Annotated in this window: 8 protein-coding genes, 1 tRNA gene, 3 rRNA genes and 2 pseudogenes; 10 read left to right on the forward strand and 4 right to left on the reverse strand. The window is 55.7% G+C overall.

Annotation, left to right across the window (positions count from 1 at the left end; all coding sequences use genetic code 11):
• The first annotated feature begins 46 nt into the window (after positions 1-46).
• From rluD to rrf, 7 genes are all read left to right on the forward strand, one after another.
• Entirely contained in the window at positions 47-1,027 is a 981-nt protein-coding gene (gene rluD, locus AFK63_RS03245; RefSeq protein WP_038868339.1) for a 23S rRNA pseudouridine(1911/1915/1917) synthase RluD, read from the forward strand.
• Complete coding sequence (gene yfiH, locus AFK63_RS03250) at positions 1,024-1,752, forward strand: purine nucleoside phosphorylase YfiH (RefSeq protein WP_038868341.1); 729 nt, start codon at positions 1,024-1,026, stop codon at positions 1,750-1,752. Before rluD ends, yfiH begins: the two co-directional genes overlap by 4 nt.
• Before the next feature lie 129 nt (positions 1,753-1,881).
• Positions 1,882-4,455: an ATP-dependent chaperone ClpB gene (gene clpB, locus AFK63_RS03255; protein WP_038868343.1), complete on the forward strand. Its 2,574-nt coding sequence runs from the start codon at positions 1,882-1,884 to the stop codon at positions 4,453-4,455.
• A 438-nt stretch (positions 4,456-4,893) separates the two neighbouring features.
• Positions 4,894-6,436, forward strand: a 16S ribosomal RNA gene (locus tag AFK63_RS03260).
• Between the two features lie 78 nt (positions 6,437-6,514).
• Positions 6,515-6,590: transfer RNA gene (locus AFK63_RS03265), tRNA-Glu, on the forward strand.
• Between the two features lie 202 nt (positions 6,591-6,792).
• Positions 6,793-9,697, forward strand: a 23S ribosomal RNA gene (locus tag AFK63_RS03270).
• 92 nt (positions 9,698-9,789) lie between these two features.
• A 5S ribosomal RNA gene (gene rrf, locus AFK63_RS03275) occupies positions 9,790-9,905 on the forward strand.
• The 16S, 23S and 5S rRNA genes sit together here with 1 tRNA gene alongside, the layout of an rRNA operon.
• Before the next feature lie 182 nt (positions 9,906-10,087).
• Here rrf and AFK63_RS20065 read toward each other — a convergent pair.
• Positions 10,088-10,258, reverse strand: a pseudogene (locus tag AFK63_RS20065) (amino acid ABC transporter ATP-binding protein); the annotation flags it as partial.
• Positions 10,259-10,423: 165 nt separating this feature from the next.
• On the opposite strand from AFK63_RS20065, the pseudogene AFK63_RS21580 reads away from it, so the two are divergent.
• A pseudogene (locus AFK63_RS21580) lies at positions 10,424-10,869 on the forward strand (helix-turn-helix transcriptional regulator).
• Positions 10,870-10,907: 38 nt separating this feature from the next.
• Here the strand turns inward: AFK63_RS21580 and AFK63_RS03280 are convergent.
• Complete coding sequence (locus AFK63_RS03280) at positions 10,908-12,704, reverse strand: thiamine pyrophosphate-requiring protein (protein ID WP_038861168.1); 1,797 nt, start codon at positions 12,702-12,704, stop codon at positions 10,908-10,910.
• A gap of 155 nt (positions 12,705-12,859) precedes the next feature.
• On the opposite strand from AFK63_RS03280, the gene AFK63_RS03285 reads away from it, so the two are divergent.
• Positions 12,860-13,315, forward strand: coding sequence for a DUF4385 domain-containing protein (locus tag AFK63_RS03285; RefSeq protein ID WP_038861171.1), 456 nt, complete (start codon positions 12,860-12,862; stop codon positions 13,313-13,315).
• Between the two features lie 123 nt (positions 13,316-13,438).
• Positions 13,439-14,740 carry an MFS transporter gene (locus tag AFK63_RS03290; protein WP_038861174.1) on the forward strand — a complete coding sequence of 434 codons (1,302 nt, stop codon included), beginning with the start codon at positions 13,439-13,441 and terminating at the stop codon, positions 14,738-14,740.
• Here AFK63_RS03290 and AFK63_RS03295 read toward each other — a convergent pair.
• Together AFK63_RS03295 and pssA are read right to left on the reverse strand one after the other, a co-directional pair.
• Positions 14,737-15,060, reverse strand: a complete 324-nt coding sequence (locus AFK63_RS03295) for a YfiM family lipoprotein (protein ID WP_038861281.1) — start codon at positions 15,058-15,060, stop codon at positions 14,737-14,739. The genes AFK63_RS03290 and AFK63_RS03295 overlap by 4 nt on opposite strands.
• A gap of 53 nt (positions 15,061-15,113) precedes the next feature.
• Positions 15,114-16,469: a CDP-diacylglycerol--serine O-phosphatidyltransferase gene (gene pssA / locus AFK63_RS03300; RefSeq protein ID WP_038861177.1), complete on the reverse strand. Its 1,356-nt coding sequence runs from the start codon at positions 16,467-16,469 to the stop codon at positions 15,114-15,116.
• Positions 16,470-16,563 lie beyond the last annotated feature (94 nt).

Here is a 16,563-nt window from a genome sequence, read left to right on the forward strand (position 1 = left end):
TTAAACGGCAAAGCCGTAAAACCCAACGTTAACGAAGAAGCTGTATATGGCACAACGAGTACAACTCACCGCAACGGTGTCCGAGTCACAGCTCGGTCAACGCTTAGATCAGGCTTTGGCCGAATTGTTCCCGGATTATTCACGTTCACGCATAAAAGAATGGATTCTCGACCAGCGCGTGCTGGTTAACGGGCAGATGTGTGATACGCCGAAAGTGAAAGTGTTGGGTGGAGAGCGTGTCGCCATCAATGCTGAAATTGAAGAAGAAGCGCGCTTTGAACCGCAGGATATCCCGCTGGATATCGTATACGAAGATGACGATATTCTTGTCATTAATAAGCCGCGCGATCTGGTGGTTCACCCGGGCGCGGGCAACCCGGATGGCACCGTGCTTAACGCGCTGTTGCACTATTACCCGCCGATTGCCGACGTGCCGCGCGCGGGTATCGTGCATCGTCTTGATAAAGACACCACCGGCCTGATGGTGGTGGCGAAAACCGTTCCGGCGCAAACGCGTCTGGTAGAGGCGCTGCAACTGCGGGAAATCACGCGCGAATATGAAGCCGTCGCTATCGGTCATATGACGGCGGGCGGAACGGTCAGCGAGCCTATCAGCCGCCACCCGACCAAACGCACCCATATGTCTGTGCATCCGATGGGTAAACCGGCGGTCACTCACTACCGCATCATGGAGCATTTTCGGATTCACACCCGCCTGCGTCTGCGGCTGGAAACCGGGCGTACCCACCAGATCCGCGTACACATGGCGCACATCACGCATCCGCTGGTGGGCGATCAGCTTTATGGCGGACGTCCGCGCCCGCCGAAAGGCGCAAGCGAGGAATTTATTCAGGCGCTGCGTCAGTTCGATCGCCAAGCGCTGCACGCAACGATGCTGCGCCTCTATCACCCCATCAGCGGCGTGATGATGGAATGGCATGCGCCGATCCCGCAGGATATGATCGATTTAATTGACGCGCTGCGCGCCGATTTCGAAGCCCATAAAGACGACGTGGACTGGTTATGAAACTGATTACTCCGCAGTGGCCGTTGCCTCCGGGCGTCGCGGCCTGTAGCTCTACCCGCCACGGCGGTGTCAGCCTGCCGCCTTACGATGCCTTAAATCTGGGCGCGCACTGCGGGGATAATCCGGAACATGTTGAAGAAAACCGCCGTCGTTTTTACGAGGCGGCGAATTTTCCTGGAGCGCCCGTCTGGCTTGAGCAGGTACACGGCAAAGAGGTGCTGCATCTTACTGGCGGCCCTTATGCTTCTAAGCGGGCGGATGCCTCCTATACTCGCGAGCGCGGGACAGTATGCGCCGTCATGACCGCCGACTGCCTGCCGGTACTGTTTTGCGATGCGTCTGGCCGTGAAGTGGCGGCAGCGCACGCGGGCTGGCGCGGCCTGTGCGAAGGCGTGCTTGAAGAGACGGTCGCCTGTTTTCAGGCAGAGCCTGCGACGATTCAGGCCTGGCTTGGCCCGGCCATCGGCCCGGCGGCCTTTGAAGTGGGGCCGGAAGTGCGCGAGGCCTTTATCGCCAGAGACGTCGCGGCCGCTGACGCGTTTCGTCCGCATGGTGAGAAATATTTCGCCGATATTTACCGCCTGGCCCGCCAGCGTCTGGCGAACGCCGGCGTCACCGCTGTCTATGGCGGCGAGCACTGCACGCTGAGCGAACGCCACGATTTCTTCTCCTATCGCCGCGACAGAACGACAGGTCGTATGGCAAGTTTCATTTGGCTGATATAACCTATTGAATCAAGACGATCCGGTACGGATAACTGACGCTCCACATTATTCAGGTCATTCACCTTGAATAATTGAGGGATGACCTCATTTAATCTCCAGTAGCAATTTTGACCTGTTATGGGAGGAGTTATGCGTCTGGATCGTCTTACCAATAAATTCCAGCTTGCTCTCGCCGATGCCCAGTCTCTCGCACTGGGACACGACAATCAGTTTATCGAACCCCTGCACCTTATGAGCGCCCTGCTGAATCAGGAAGGCGGTTCCGTTCGCCCGTTACTGACATCCGCTGGCGTTAATGCCGGGAAGTTACGCACCGATCTCGATCAGGCTCTGAGCCGCCTGCCGCAGGTGGAAGGCACCGGCGGCGATGTTCAACCGTCGCAGGATCTGGTGCGCGCGCTCAATCTCTGCGACAAGCTGGCGCAGAAACGGGGCGACAACTTTATTTCCTCAGAGCTGTTTGTACTCGCGGCGCTGGAGTCACGCGGTACGCTTGCGGATCTCCTCAAAGCCGCAGGGGCCACAGCAGTAAATGTCACACAAGCGATTGAAAATATGCGCGGAGGCGAAAGCGTGAACGATCAGGGTGCTGAAGATCAGCGCCAGGCACTGAAAAAATATACCGTCGATCTGACCGAGCGTGCCGAACAGGGCAAGCTGGATCCGGTCATCGGACGTGATGAAGAGATCCGCCGCACTATTCAGGTGCTGCAGCGTCGTACCAAAAACAACCCGGTGCTGATTGGCGAGCCTGGCGTCGGTAAAACCGCCATTGTGGAAGGACTTGCCCAGCGCATCGTTAACGGCGAAGTGCCGGAAGGTTTGAAAGGGCGTCGCGTACTGGCGCTGGATATGGGGGCGCTGGTCGCCGGCGCGAAATACCGCGGTGAGTTTGAAGAACGTCTGAAAGGTGTGCTTAACGATCTCTCGAAACAGGAAGGCAACGTCATTCTGTTTATCGACGAGCTGCACACGATGGTCGGCGCCGGTAAAGCAGATGGCGCGATGGACGCGGGCAACATGCTTAAACCTGCGCTGGCGCGCGGTGAGCTGCACTGCGTGGGGGCTACGACGCTGGATGAATATCGTCAGTACATTGAAAAAGACGCCGCGCTGGAGCGTCGTTTCCAGAAAGTGTTCGTGGCTCAGCCGTCGGTGGAAGATACCATCGCCATTCTTCGCGGTCTGAAGGAGCGTTACGAACTGCATCACCATGTACAGATCACCGACCCGGCGATTGTCGCGGCGGCCACGCTCTCGCACCGTTATATTGCCGACCGTCAACTGCCGGATAAAGCCATTGACCTGATTGACGAAGCCGCGTCGAGCATTCGTATGCAAATCGACTCAAAACCGGAAGAGCTTGACCGGCTCGATCGCCGCATCATCCAGCTCAAACTGGAACAGCAGGCGCTGATGAAAGAGTCTGACGAGGCCAGTAAAAAGCGCCTCGATATGCTGAATGACGAACTGGCGGATAAAGAGCGTCAATATTCAGAGCTTGAAGAAGAGTGGAAAGCGGAAAAAGCTTCGCTCTCCGGAACGCAGACCATTAAAGCGGAGCTTGAGCAGGCGAAAATCGCTATTGAACAGGCGCGGCGCGTGGGCGACCTGGCCCGGATGTCCGAACTTCAGTACGGGAAAATTCCTGAGCTTGAGAAACAGCTTGCCGCCGCCACGCAGTCGGAAGGCAAAACTATGCGTCTGCTGCGTAATAAAGTCACCGATGCGGAAATCGCCGAAGTGCTGGCACGCTGGACCGGTATTCCGGTCTCCCGCATGATGGAAAGCGAACGCGATAAGCTTTTGCGTATGGAGCAGGATTTGCATCAGCGCGTCATCGGCCAGGATGAGGCGGTTGAAGCCGTCTCGAATGCGATTCGACGCAGCCGCGCCGGGCTTTCCGATCCGAACCGTCCGATTGGCTCGTTCCTGTTCCTCGGACCAACGGGGGTGGGGAAAACAGAGCTGTGCAAAGCGCTGGCTAACTTTATGTTCGACAGCGACGATGCGATGGTGCGTATCGATATGTCCGAGTTTATGGAAAAACACTCGGTGTCTCGTCTGGTGGGCGCGCCTCCGGGCTATGTCGGTTATGAAGAGGGCGGCTATCTGACGGAAGCGGTTCGCCGTCGTCCCTATTCTGTGATCCTGCTGGATGAAGTTGAGAAAGCGCATCCGGATGTGTTCAACATTCTGTTGCAGGTGCTGGATGACGGGCGCCTGACGGATGGGCAGGGGAGAACCGTCGATTTCCGCAATACGGTGGTTATCATGACCTCTAACCTTGGCTCTGACCTGATTCAGGAGCGTTTCGGCGCGCTGGATTACGCCAGTATGAAAGAGCTGGTGATGGGAGTCGTGGGGCAAAATTTCCGTCCGGAATTCATTAACCGTATTGATGAAGTCGTGGTATTCCATCCGCTTGGTCAGCAGCATATTGCTTCTATTGCGCAGATCCAGCTGCAACGGCTCTATCAGCGTCTGGAAGACCGCGGCTATGCGGTGAATATCTCGGATGAAGCACTCCAGCTGCTTGGCGAGAACGGCTACGACCCGGTATACGGGGCGCGTCCTTTAAAACGCGCTATCCAGCAGCAGATAGAAAACCCGCTGGCCCAGCAAATCCTCTCCGGAGAGCTGGTGCCCGGTAAAACTATCGAGCTGCTGGTGCGTGATAACCGTATCGTTGCTGTGCAGTAAGTCGCAAAAACTAAAAAACGGGCCCTGCGGGGCTCGTTTTTGTTCATAAACCAGGCGATTATGGTCGTTCTTTATACGCATTGCCTGGAAAGTGAACGGTCAGAAACTTTTTTCAAATTACCTCTTGTCAGATTCTGATTACTCCCTATAATGCGCCTCCACTGACACGGCACAACGGCAAGCGAGCCGGCCCGTCAGGCAGACGAAAGCGAAAATAAACGCTTGACTCTGAAAGAGGAAAGCGTAATATACGCCACCTCGCGACAGCAGGCTGAAGGCCGCGTCGCACCGCTCTTTAACAATTTATCAGACAATCTGTGTGGGCACTCGGGGCACTGATATCTTAACGTCTTCGGACGATAAACGAATATCAAGTCTCAAGTGAACAACAGTTAATTCATTACGAACTAACAGTTTAATTCTTTGAGCATCAAACTTTAATTGAAGAGTTTGATCATGGCTCAGATTGAACGCTGGCGGCAGGCCTAACACATGCAAGTCGAACGGTAACAGGAAGCAGCTTGCTGCTTTGCTGACGAGTGGCGGACGGGTGAGTAATGTCTGGGAAACTGCCTGATGGAGGGGGATAACTACTGGAAACGGTAGCTAATACCGCATAACGTCGCAAGACCAAAGTGGGGGACCTTCGGGCCTCATGCCATCAGATGTGCCCAGATGGGATTAGCTAGTAGGTGGGGTAACGGCTCACCTAGGCGACGATCCCTAGCTGGTCTGAGAGGATGACCAGCCACACTGGAACTGAGACACGGTCCAGACTCCTACGGGAGGCAGCAGTGGGGAATATTGCACAATGGGCGCAAGCCTGATGCAGCCATGCCGCGTGTATGAAGAAGGCCTTCGGGTTGTAAAGTACTTTCAGCGAGGAGGAAGGGGTTAAGGTTAATAACCTTGGCCATTGACGTTACTCGCAGAAGAAGCACCGGCTAACTCCGTGCCAGCAGCCGCGGTAATACGGAGGGTGCAAGCGTTAATCGGAATTACTGGGCGTAAAGCGCACGCAGGCGGTCTGTCAAGTCGGATGTGAAATCCCCGGGCTCAACCTGGGAACTGCATCCGAAACTGGCAGGCTTGAGTCTCGTAGAGGGGGGTAGAATTCCAGGTGTAGCGGTGAAATGCGTAGAGATCTGGAGGAATACCGGTGGCGAAGGCGGCCCCCTGGACGAAGACTGACGCTCAGGTGCGAAAGCGTGGGGAGCAAACAGGATTAGATACCCTGGTAGTCCACGCCGTAAACGATGTCGACTTGGAGGTTGTGCCCTTGAGGCGTGGCTTCCGGAGCTAACGCGTTAAGTCGACCGCCTGGGGAGTACGGCCGCAAGGTTAAAACTCAAATGAATTGACGGGGGCCCGCACAAGCGGTGGAGCATGTGGTTTAATTCGATGCAACGCGAAGAACCTTACCTGGTCTTGACATCCAGAGAATCCTGCAGAGATGCGGGAGTGCCTTCGGGAACTCTGAGACAGGTGCTGCATGGCTGTCGTCAGCTCGTGTTGTGAAATGTTGGGTTAAGTCCCGCAACGAGCGCAACCCTTATCCTTTGTTGCCAGCACATCATGGTGGGAACTCAAAGGAGACTGCCGGTGATAAACCGGAGGAAGGTGGGGATGACGTCAAGTCATCATGGCCCTTACGACCAGGGCTACACACGTGCTACAATGGCGCATACAAAGAGAAGCGACCTCGCGAGAGCAAGCGGACCTCATAAAGTGCGTCGTAGTCCGGATTGGAGTCTGCAACTCGACTCCATGAAGTCGGAATCGCTAGTAATCGTGGATCAGAATGCCACGGTGAATACGTTCCCGGGCCTTGTACACACCGCCCGTCACACCATGGGAGTGGGTTGCAAAAGAAGTAGGTAGCTTAACCTTCGGGAGGGCGCTTACCACTTTGTGATTCATGACTGGGGTGAAGTCGTAACAAGGTAACCGTAGGGGAACCTGCGGTTGGATCACCTCCTTACCTGCAAGATACAACCTCGCGTGCTCACACAGATTGTCTGATAGAAAGTAAAGAAGCAGGGTTGTCTGCGAAAGCGAAGTCCCTTTCGTCTAGAGGCCCAGGACACCGCCCTTTCACGGCGGTAACAGGGGTTCGAATCCCCTAAGGGACGCCACCTGCTGGTAATGAGTGAAAGGCGTTACCGATTAATATCTCAAAACTGACTGTTAAGTCACGTTTGAGATATTTGCTCTTTAACAATCCGGAACAAGCTGAAAATTGAAACAGACATGCTGCTGCATTCTTCCGTAAACAGGGAATGCGCGGTGTGTCAGAGTCTCTCAAACTCGCAGCGCGAAGACTTCTTCGGGTTGTGAGGTTAAGCGAACAAGCGTACACGGTGGATGCCCTGGCAGTCAGAGGCGATGAAGGACGTGCTAATCTGCGAAAAGCGCCGGTAAGGTGATATGAACCGTTATAACCGGCGATGTCCGAATGGGGAAACCCAGTGTGACTCGTCACACTATCTCAGCATGAATACATAGTGCTGTGAGGCGAACCGGGGGAACTGAAACATCTAAGTACCCCGAGGAAAAGAAATCAACCGAGATTCCCCCAGTAGCGGCGAGCGAACGGGGAACAGCCCAGAGCCTGAATCAGCTTGTGTGTCAGTGGAACGGTCTGGAAAGGCCGGCGATACAGGGTGACAGCCCCGTACACGAAGGCACACAGGTTGTGAGCTCGATGAGTAGGGCGGGACACGTGATATCCTGTCTGAAGATGGGGGGACCATCCTCCAAGGCTAAATACTCCTGACTGACCGATAGTGAACCAGTACCGTGAGGGAAAGGCGAAAAGAACCCCGGCGAGGGGAGTGAAACAGAACCTGAAACCGTGTACGTACAAGCAGTGGGAGCCTTCGTAAGAGGGTGACTGCGTACCTTTTGTATAATGGGTCAGCGACTTATATTCTGTAGCAAGGTTAACCGTATAGGGGAGCCGAAGGGAAACCGAGTCTTAACCGGGCGTTAAGTTGCAGGGTATAGACCCGAAACCCGGTGATCTAGCCATGGGCAGGTTGAAGGTTGGGTAACACTAACTGGAGGACCGAACCGACTAATGTTGAAAAATTAGCGGATGACCTGTGGCTGGGGGTGAAAGGCCAATCAAACCGGGAGATAGCTGGTTCTCCCCGAAAGCTATTTAGGTAGCGCCTCGTGAACTCATCTTCGGGGGTAGAGCACTGTTTCGGCTAGGGGGCCATCCCGGCTTACCAACCCGATGCAAACTGCGAATACCGAAGAATGTTATCACGGGAGACACACGGCGGGTGCTAACGTCCGTCGTGAAGAGGGAAACAACCCAGACCGCCAGCTAAGGTCCCAAAGTCATGGTTAAGTGGGAAACGATGTGGGAAGGCCCAGACAGCCAGGATGTTGGCTTAGAAGCAGCCATCATTTAAAGAAAGCGTAATAGCTCACTGGTCGAGTCGGCCTGCGCGGAAGATGTAACGGGGCTAAACCATGCACCGAAGCTGCGGCAGCGACACTTATGTGTTGTTGGGTAGGGGAGCGTTCTGTAAGCCTGCGAAGGTGTGCTGTGAGGCATGCTGGAGGTATCAGAAGTGCGAATGCTGACATAAGTAACGATAAAGCGGGTGAAAAGCCCGCTCGCCGGAAGACCAAGGGTTCCTGTCCAACGTTAATCGGGGCAGGGTGAGTCGACCCCTAAGGCGAGGCCGAAAGGCGTAGTCGATGGGAAACAGGTTAATATTCCTGTACTTGGTGTTACTGCGAAGGGGGGACGGAGAAGGCTATGTTGGCCGGGCGACGGTTGTCCCGGTTTAAGCGTGTAGGTGTGATGACCAGGCAAATCCGGTTGTCTTTAACACTGAGGCGTGATGACGAGGCACTACGGTGCTGAAGCAATAAATGCCCTGCTTCCAGGAAAAGCCTCTAAGCATCAGGTAACACGAAATCGTACCCCAAACCGACACAGGTGGTCAGGTAGAGAATACCAAGGCGCTTGAGAGAACTCGGGTGAAGGAACTAGGCAAAATGGTGCCGTAACTTCGGGAGAAGGCACGCTGACATGTAGGTGAAGCCCCTGCGGGCGGAGCTGAAGTCAGTCGAAGATACCAGCTGGCTGCAACTGTTTATTAAAAACACAGCACTGTGCAAACACGAAAGTGGACGTATACGGTGTGACGCCTGCCCGGTGCCGGAAGGTTAATTGATGGGGTTATCGCAAGAGAAGCTCCTGATCGAAGCCCCGGTAAACGGCGGCCGTAACTATAACGGTCCTAAGGTAGCGAAATTCCTTGTCGGGTAAGTTCCGACCTGCACGAATGGCGTAATGATGGCCAGGCTGTCTCCACCCGAGACTCAGTGAAATTGAACTCGCTGTGAAGATGCAGTGTACCCGCGGCAAGACGGAAAGACCCCGTGAACCTTTACTACAGCTTGACACTGAACATTGAGCCTTGATGTGTAGGATAGGTGGGAGGCTTTGAAGCGTGGACGCCAGTCTGCGTGGAGCCAACCTTGAAATACCACCCTTTAATGTTTGATGTTCTAACCTGGCGCCATAATCTGGCGTGGGGACAGTGTCTGGTGGGTAGTTTGACTGGGGCGGTCTCCTCCCAAAGTGTAACGGAGGAGCACGAAGGTCAGCTAATCCTGGTCGGACATCAGGAGGTTAGTGCAATGGCATAAGCTGGCTTGACTGCGAGAGTGACGGCTCGAGCAGGTGCGAAAGCAGGTCATAGTGATCCGGTGGTTCTGTATGGAAGGGCCATCGCTCAACGGATAAAAGGTACTCCGGGGATAACAGGCTGATACCGCCCAAGAGTTCATATCGACGGCGGTGTTTGGCACCTCGATGTCGGCTCATCACATCCTGGGGCTGAAGTAGGTCCCAAGGGTATGGCTGTTCGCCATTTAAAGTGGTACGCGAGCTGGGTTTAGAACGTCGTGAGACAGTTCGGTCCCTATCTGCCGTGGGCGCTGGAGAATTGAGGGGGGCTGCTCCCAGTACGAGAGGACCGGAGTGGACGCATCACTGGTGTTCGGGTTGTCATGCCAATGGCACTGCCCGGTAGCTAAATGCGGAAGAGATAAGTGCTGAAAGCATCTAAGCACGAAACTTGCCCCGAGATGAGTTCTCCCTGAGACTTTAAGTCTCCTGAAGGAACGTTGAAGACGACGACGTTGATAGGCCGGGTGTGTAAGCGCAGCGATGCGTTGAGCTAACCGGTACTAATGAACCGTGAGGCTTAACCTTACAACGCCAAAGAAGTCTGGCGTGTTGAGAGAGATATTCAGCTTGTGACGGATAAACGTTCATGGCGGTACGCGGTGGACGGACAGAATTTGCCTGGCGGCTGTAGCGCGGTGGTCCCACCTGACCCCATGCCGAACTCAGAAGTGAAACGCCGTAGCGCCGATGGTAGTGTGGGGCCTCCCCATGCGAGAGTAGGGAACTGCCAGGCATCAAACAAACGGAAAAGCCTCATGCGAAAGCATGGGGCTTTTTTGTTTTCTCCCGCCAGCACTCCGCATCACTTCCCTCACCGGCGCTTTCTTTCATGCTGCCGCGCCCTGCTTTTCGTACTTAGCTGATTATTAAAAAACCCCGCTCAGACGAGCGGGGTGAATCAGTGAAAGGGTTATCTCAGTGAATAACCTGAGAGAGAAACGCACGGGTACGTTCTGAACGCGGGCTGGAAAAGAACTCCTGTGGCGGCGCCGCTTCCACAATCTCACCGCGATCCATAAAGATAACCCGGTCGGCAACCGTTCGCGCAAACCCCATTTCGTGCGTCACGCACAGCCGGACCATGCCGCATCTCCCCGGTCACCTCATAATCAGTAAAGCTGCCCCCCTCACTACAACGGCCTGTGGTTATTTAGCCCTGAATGCCGCGTCAGCCATCTGTCGCCACGCTGTCGGGGTTATGTCGTGGCGGGCAGAGCACTCAGGGCGTAATACTGTCCATTACAGTCTCATATCAAAGCCCAAAGACATGCAGTTGTTCGCGCGCTTCGGCTCGCTCGCGCCTGGTCGCAGGAACAACTGGCAGAACTCGTTTCGGTTAGCGTGCGCCCCCTTCAACGCAGCGAGAAAGGCGAGCCGCCATCGCTGGAACCTCAAGCGCACTGGCCACCGTCTTTGAAATCCGCGTTGAAGCACTAACCAACGAGCCGCTCAGCGCCGCGGGCCCGCTGAATGTACGTTAACGCTTGCCGCCAGCGGCTCGACGAAGAGCCTCATTTTTACCGGAGCCTCACTTAGCGTCTGCGGCGCGCTTTTCCTGCTTAATGGCTATATGGCGCCGGAAAGCCACTGCTCGCTCTCTGGCGTGGGTTATTACTGTTGAAGGGCTTCGTTTGTTCTTGTTGCATAGGATCGTGCACTGGCAGCAACGAAGGCTACAAACATTGCCGAGCAAGTAAACATAAAAGGCTCCCCAGCCGCCTGAGGAGCCATCCCGTTACGATTTTTTACCCGGCAGGACGGTACTCAGTACCTGGTGCGCCGTATCGGCGAGTACTTTACCGGTACCGCGGTCGCCTTTCGCCATGGATGACATAAATCCTTTAGCCTGAGCGAAACTGATGTGCGGCGGTAGCGGCGCCACTTCCGGGTCGGTTTTCACTTCCAGCACGACCGGACGGTCAGCGGTCAGCGCTTCCTGCCATGCGGCCTGTAACTGCTCCGGATCATCGACATAAATGCCTTTCAGCCCGAGCGACTGCGCAAACTTTGCGTAAGGCACGTCCGGAACATCCTGCGTTGCGGCGAAGCGCGGGTTGCCTTCCATGATACGCTGCTCCCACGTCACCTGGTTCAGATCCTGATTATTGAACACGCAGACAATCAAACGGGGATCGGACCAGCGCTGCCAGTATTTCTGGATAGTGATCAGCTCCGCCATGTTATTCATCTGCATCGCGCCATCGCCAACCAGCGCCACGACGGGTTTTTCCGGGAAAGCGAATTTCGCGGCGATGGCATACGGCACGGCGGCGCCCATACAGGCGAGGCCGCCGGAAAGGGACGCCCTCTGCCCTTGTTTAATGCGAAAATCCCGCGCGAACCAGTTAGCGCAGGAGCCGGAGTCTGACGACACAATCGCGTTATCCGGCAGCAGCGGCGACATTTCCCACACCACACGCTGTGGATTGACCGGGCTCGCTTTTGCCATTGCGCGTTCTTCCATTTTCTCCCACCACGCCTGTACCGAGACGGCGATCTTCTCCTGCCAGCTGCGGTCTTCTTTGCGCTTCAGCAGCGGCAGTAGCGCCTGTAACGTACTGGCGGCGTCACCGTGCAGATTGACTTCCGTGGGGTAACGCAGGCCAAGCATTGAGGCATCGACATCGATTTGCACCGCCCGCGCCTGGCCTTCTTTCGGCAGAAATTCCGCCCACGGGAACCCAGTGCCTATCATCAGAAGCGTATCGCAGCCCTGCATCAGATCCCACGACGGCTCGGTGCCGAGCAGTCCAATACACCCGGTCACGAAGGGCGCGTCATCCGGCAGCACATCCTTGCCGAGCAGGGCTTTGGCTACCCCTGCGCCGAGCAGATTCGCCGCCTGAACCACCTCCACGGCCGCTTCACGCGCCCCGGCGCCAATCAGGATCGCGACTTTTTTGCCGTCGTTAAGAATATCTGCGGCGCGCTGGAGATCGTACTGATGAGGAATAATATGCGGACGCTGATAGCCTGGCCCGGAATGCGTAAAGCCGTGCGCGTGCTCCGGCTCCTGCCACGGCTCATCCTGCACATCTTTTGGCAGGATCAGCACCGTCACGCCATTATTCGCTTTGGCGATCCGCACACCGCGATCCACCAGGTGGCGCAACTGTGCAGGGGTTGCGGCCTCCTGAACGAAGCTTGCTACGTCGCTGAACACGCGATCGAGATTCAGCTCCTGCTGATAGGTCGCGCCGCGCGCCGTCACTTCCGCCTGGCCTGCGATGGCAATGACCGGCATATGATCCATGCGCGCGTCATACAGGCCGGTCAGTAAATGTGTGGCGCCCGGTCCGCCGGTAGACAGGCAGACACCCGGCTCGCCGGTGAACTTTGCATGGGCGCAGGCCATGAATGCCGCCATTTCTTCATGGCGTACCTGGATAAATTCGATACCATCGCCAGCTTTATCGGCGCGCTGCAAAGCGCCAAGCACGCCGTTAATCCCGTCGCCCGGATAGCCATAAATGCGGATGACGCCCCACGCTTTGAGTCGTTCTACAAAAAAGTCGCTCGTCTTTTTGGTCATTATCGTGCCTCGCGTCAGGTGAGTGTGCGCATAAGCCTGAGCTGCGCTCGAAAGGTAACCTGTTGAAGGGTAGTCCACTTCCCGGCGGTCCGCGAAAAGCGGGAGTTCTCTGAAGCCTGCTATGGTTATACGAGTCGCAAAAGAAGGAGGTTTACGTGACCACCAAATCGTTTGATTACGAACAGGACTTCGCCAGTATCGACTTTCGCGCGCACCCTGAACGTTACCAGGTCGGGCGCGGCGAACAGGGTGTGCTGCTGGTTGAACCCTATAAAAGTGAAATCCTTCCCTACTGGCGTTACAAAGATGAGGAGAGCGCCAGAGTCTCGGCAGAGAAAATCTATGAGCTGTTTGAAGCCTACCGGGAGAAAGACGATTTTGTCGGGATGGATATGGCACGCAAATTTATTCAGATGGGTTACACCCGCGCCCGGCGCTACGCCAACTACAAAGGGGGTAAAAAGTACGATGAAGACCGCAATCTCAACCCTCGTGGCAATGATCCGGTAAAAGCGGCCGCGGCGACCGTTTTTAAAGGCTGGTGGGATCGCATTCGGGCAGATGAAGATTACCTGCGGCGCAAAAAGGCGCATCAGGAAAAATGGGGGTAAGCGCCACAAAATCGCCGCTCCCTTATCTAAATTTTGTTAACATGCGATTAACATTATAATTCTTTAATGCCCGCAGCTTGCCCTGGCTCCCTTCGTGCGCTGGGGCAGAACAAGGAGAAAGACATGACTGAAACCACGGCCCGGACGGACAAGCCGTCTTTGACCTCCAGCGATACCCGGCGTCGGGTCTGGGCAATTGTCGGCGCCTCATCAGGGAATCTGGTGGAGTGGTTCGATTTCTATGTCTATTCCTTCTGTTCACTCTATTTTGCGCATATTTTCTTTCCCTCGGACAACAGCACAACGCAGTTGCTGCAAACTGCGGGCATCTTCGCGGCAGGGTTTCTGATGCGGCCCATCGGCGGCTGGTTATTTGGCTATATCGCCGATAAGCATGGCCGTAAAACCTCAATGCTGATCTCGGTCTGTATGATGTGCTTTGGCTCGCTGGTGATTGCCTGTCTGCCAGGCTATGCGGTAATCGGCACCTGGGCGCCGCTGCTGCTGTTACTGGCGCGTTTGTTCCAGGGATTGTCGGTCGGCGGGGAGTATGGCACCAGTGCGACCTATATGAGTGAAGTGGCTATCGAAGGGCGCAAAGGGTTCTACGCGTCTTTTCAGTACGTCACACTGATTGGCGGGCAGTTAATGGCGCTGCTGGTTGTCGTGGTACTGCAACAGATCCTGCCGGATGCCGATCTGCGCGCCTGGGGCTGGCGTATTCCGTTCGCGCTTGGTGCGGTGCTGGCGATTGTGGCGCTGTGGCTGCGCCGCTCGCTGGATGAAACCTCACAGCAGGAAACGCGCGCGCTGAAAGAAGCGGGCTCGATGAAAGGGCTCTGGCGCAACCGTCGGGCTTTTATCATGGTGCTCGGGTTTACCGCTGCGGGCTCGCTGAGTTTCTACACGTTTACCACTTATATGCAGAAGTATCTCGTCAATACGGCGGGAATGCATGCAAACACGGCGAGTATGGTGATGACCGGCGCGCTTTTTGCGTTCATGCTGTTACAGCCGCTCTTTGGCGCGCTTTCTGACCGCATTGGCCGGCGCAGCTCGATGCTCTGCTTCAGCGCGCTTGCCACGCTCTGCACCGTACCGATTCTGATGGCGCTGCAAAATGTCAGTTCGCCACTGGCCGCGTTTGGACTGGTAATGCTGGCGCTGCTGATCGTGAGTTTTTATACGTCCATCAGCGGCATCGTTAAGGCAGAAATGTTCCCGGCGCAGGTTCGTGCGCTCGGCGTCGGGCTCTCTTACGCTGTCGCCAACGCACTGTTTGGCGGCTCGGCGGAATATGTGGCGCTGTCGCTTAAAGCTCTCGGTTCTGAGACCGCCTTTTTCTGGTACGTCTCGGCAATGGGCGCCGTTGCGTTCATGGTGTCGCTGAAGCTCCATCGGAAAGGAAAAGGCATGCGGCTTTAATGTGCCGCCATCTGCCAGACGGCGTATCCCGCGCTCGCGCCCGCCACATCCCACGCCAGATCTTTCCAGCTCCAGCCGCTCCCTGCCGGGCGGCTGTCCCACCCTTCTTTACCCACGCCGAGCGAGACAGAAAACATCAGCCCGAACGCAGCGGCTCTGTCCGGCGAATAGCCCTGGCGCTGCGCATACTCATTACCCGCGGCTGAAAGCAGCGCTGAACCTAAAAAATGCTGAGCTTTGTCCTGACCGGACCAGCTGTCCTGCGCCATATGGCTACAGCCGCACAGCATTAACAGGAGGGGGAATAGCAGGGCGCGCATAGCGTTCTCCATAAAAAAGCCCTGCATGGCAGGGCTTCGTTAAGCGACAAACGTCAGAGAATACGGCTAATAAGGCGATCGATACGGATACGGCGCAGGCGACGGATAAGCTTGCGCACTTTCACCGGATAATCGGCAATGCTTTGCAGATCGCGATAGTGTTTTACCACCGTCGTGTGCGTGCGGATGGTCTCCAGCTCGTGGTCGCGCTTCGCGGCCAGCTCTTGCTTCGGATCGTGGATAAGGATCGCGTTTTCCAGATCGAGACGCCAGGCGCGCGGGTTCAGGTTGTTGCCGGTCAGCAGCATCCACTCGTTATCCACCCACATGCCTTTCAGGTGGTAACTGTTATCGCCATCTTTCCACAGGCGCACCACCAGCTGATCGGTATTAACGTAATATTGCAGGCGGCTTAAGAAGCGGCGCAGGTTAATCTCATAAAGATACGGCAGCGCGCCAATTATCTTAAACGGCTGATCTTCGGGGATGTAAAAGTCGTTCGCGGTTTTATCGCCGACGATAATTTCTACTTTCTTGCCGTCGCGCAGCAGCGCAATGATATTGCGTACCAGCACCGCAGGCAGATTAAAGTACGGCGTGCAGATGACCAGCTTCTCTTCGGCGCAGGGCATCAGATGAAATATCGCTTTATTCAACGGGCTCGATTTGCCGAGGCCCACCAGCGGCGTGACGGCAAGCTGTTCGTTATCGGCATCGCCCTGGAAGTGGTAAGCGGCGTCGCGGAGCGTCTGACGGAACTGGCGAATATCGTTTTTGATTTCCGGGCTTTTCGGGCGATCCGGATTATCCAGGCGGTTCACCGCGTGGCCGTTTACCAGCTGGTGGCGCACCCAGTCATGCATCACGTCGGCAAGCTTTGCGTTACGGATAAAGTGGTAGCGGTCATAGCGGTATTTATCGTGCTGGTGCAGATAAACGTCGTTCAGGCTGGCGCCGCTGTAAAACACGCTGTCATCGATAATAAAGCCTTTGTAATGCAGCACGCCCAGCGCTTCACGGGTATTTACCGGCACGCCGTAAACCGGCACGCTGACGCCTGGGTTTTCCTGCGCCATGCGGCAGTACCAGTCGGCATTGGTGTTCGAGGCCTCAACGCCGATACGTCCACGCTGCGCGCGATGCCAGTCCACCAGCACGCTGATGTCCAGCTCAGGGCGCTGGCGTTTGGCTTCATACAGCGCCGACATCACGCCTTTACCGCCATCGTCCTGCTCAAGGTAGAGCGCGATAATGCAGATACGCGTGGTCGCCGTGGCTATCTTTTCCAGCAGTGTTTTGCGGAAATCGGCAGGGGAGAAATAGAACGCGACATCATCAACTGACTGAGAAAGCTTCGGTAGTTGGGCAAGGTGTTGTTGATGTTTGTTGCGTTTAAATTTTGACAACATCACAGTGCATATCTTCTCTGAAGTAGATGGTCTTCTGTGCAATGCAGACGACGGAAGCGGACGATAATACCATTACTGTCCAAAAATGTGGTCA

This window comes from Cronobacter muytjensii ATCC 51329, from assembly GCF_001277195.1.
GTDB lineage: Bacteria > Pseudomonadota > Gammaproteobacteria > Enterobacterales > Enterobacteriaceae > Cronobacter > Cronobacter muytjensii.

Bases quoted from the DNA above. Each gene is read 5' to 3' on its own strand.
- AFK63_RS03280 (WP_038861168.1), bottom strand. From the start codon at position 12,704: ATGACCAAAAAGACGAGCGACTTTTTTGTAGAACGACTCAAAGCGTGG.
- yfiH (WP_038868341.1), top strand. From the start codon at position 1,024: ATGAAACTGATTACTCCGCAGTGGCCGTTGCCTCCGGGCGTCGCGGCC.
- AFK63_RS03290 (WP_038861174.1), top strand. From the start codon at position 13,439: ATGACTGAAACCACGGCCCGGACGGACAAGCCGTCTTTGACCTCCAGC.
- rluD (WP_038868339.1), top strand. From the start codon at position 47: ATGGCACAACGAGTACAACTCACCGCAACGGTGTCCGAGTCACAGCTC.
- AFK63_RS03295 (WP_038861281.1), bottom strand. From the start codon at position 15,060: ATGCGCGCCCTGCTATTCCCCCTCCTGTTAATGCTGTGCGGCTGTAGC.
- clpB (WP_038868343.1), top strand. From the start codon at position 1,882: ATGCGTCTGGATCGTCTTACCAATAAATTCCAGCTTGCTCTCGCCGAT.
- pssA (WP_038861177.1), bottom strand. From the start codon at position 16,469: ATGTTGTCAAAATTTAAACGCAACAAACATCAACAACACCTTGCCCAA.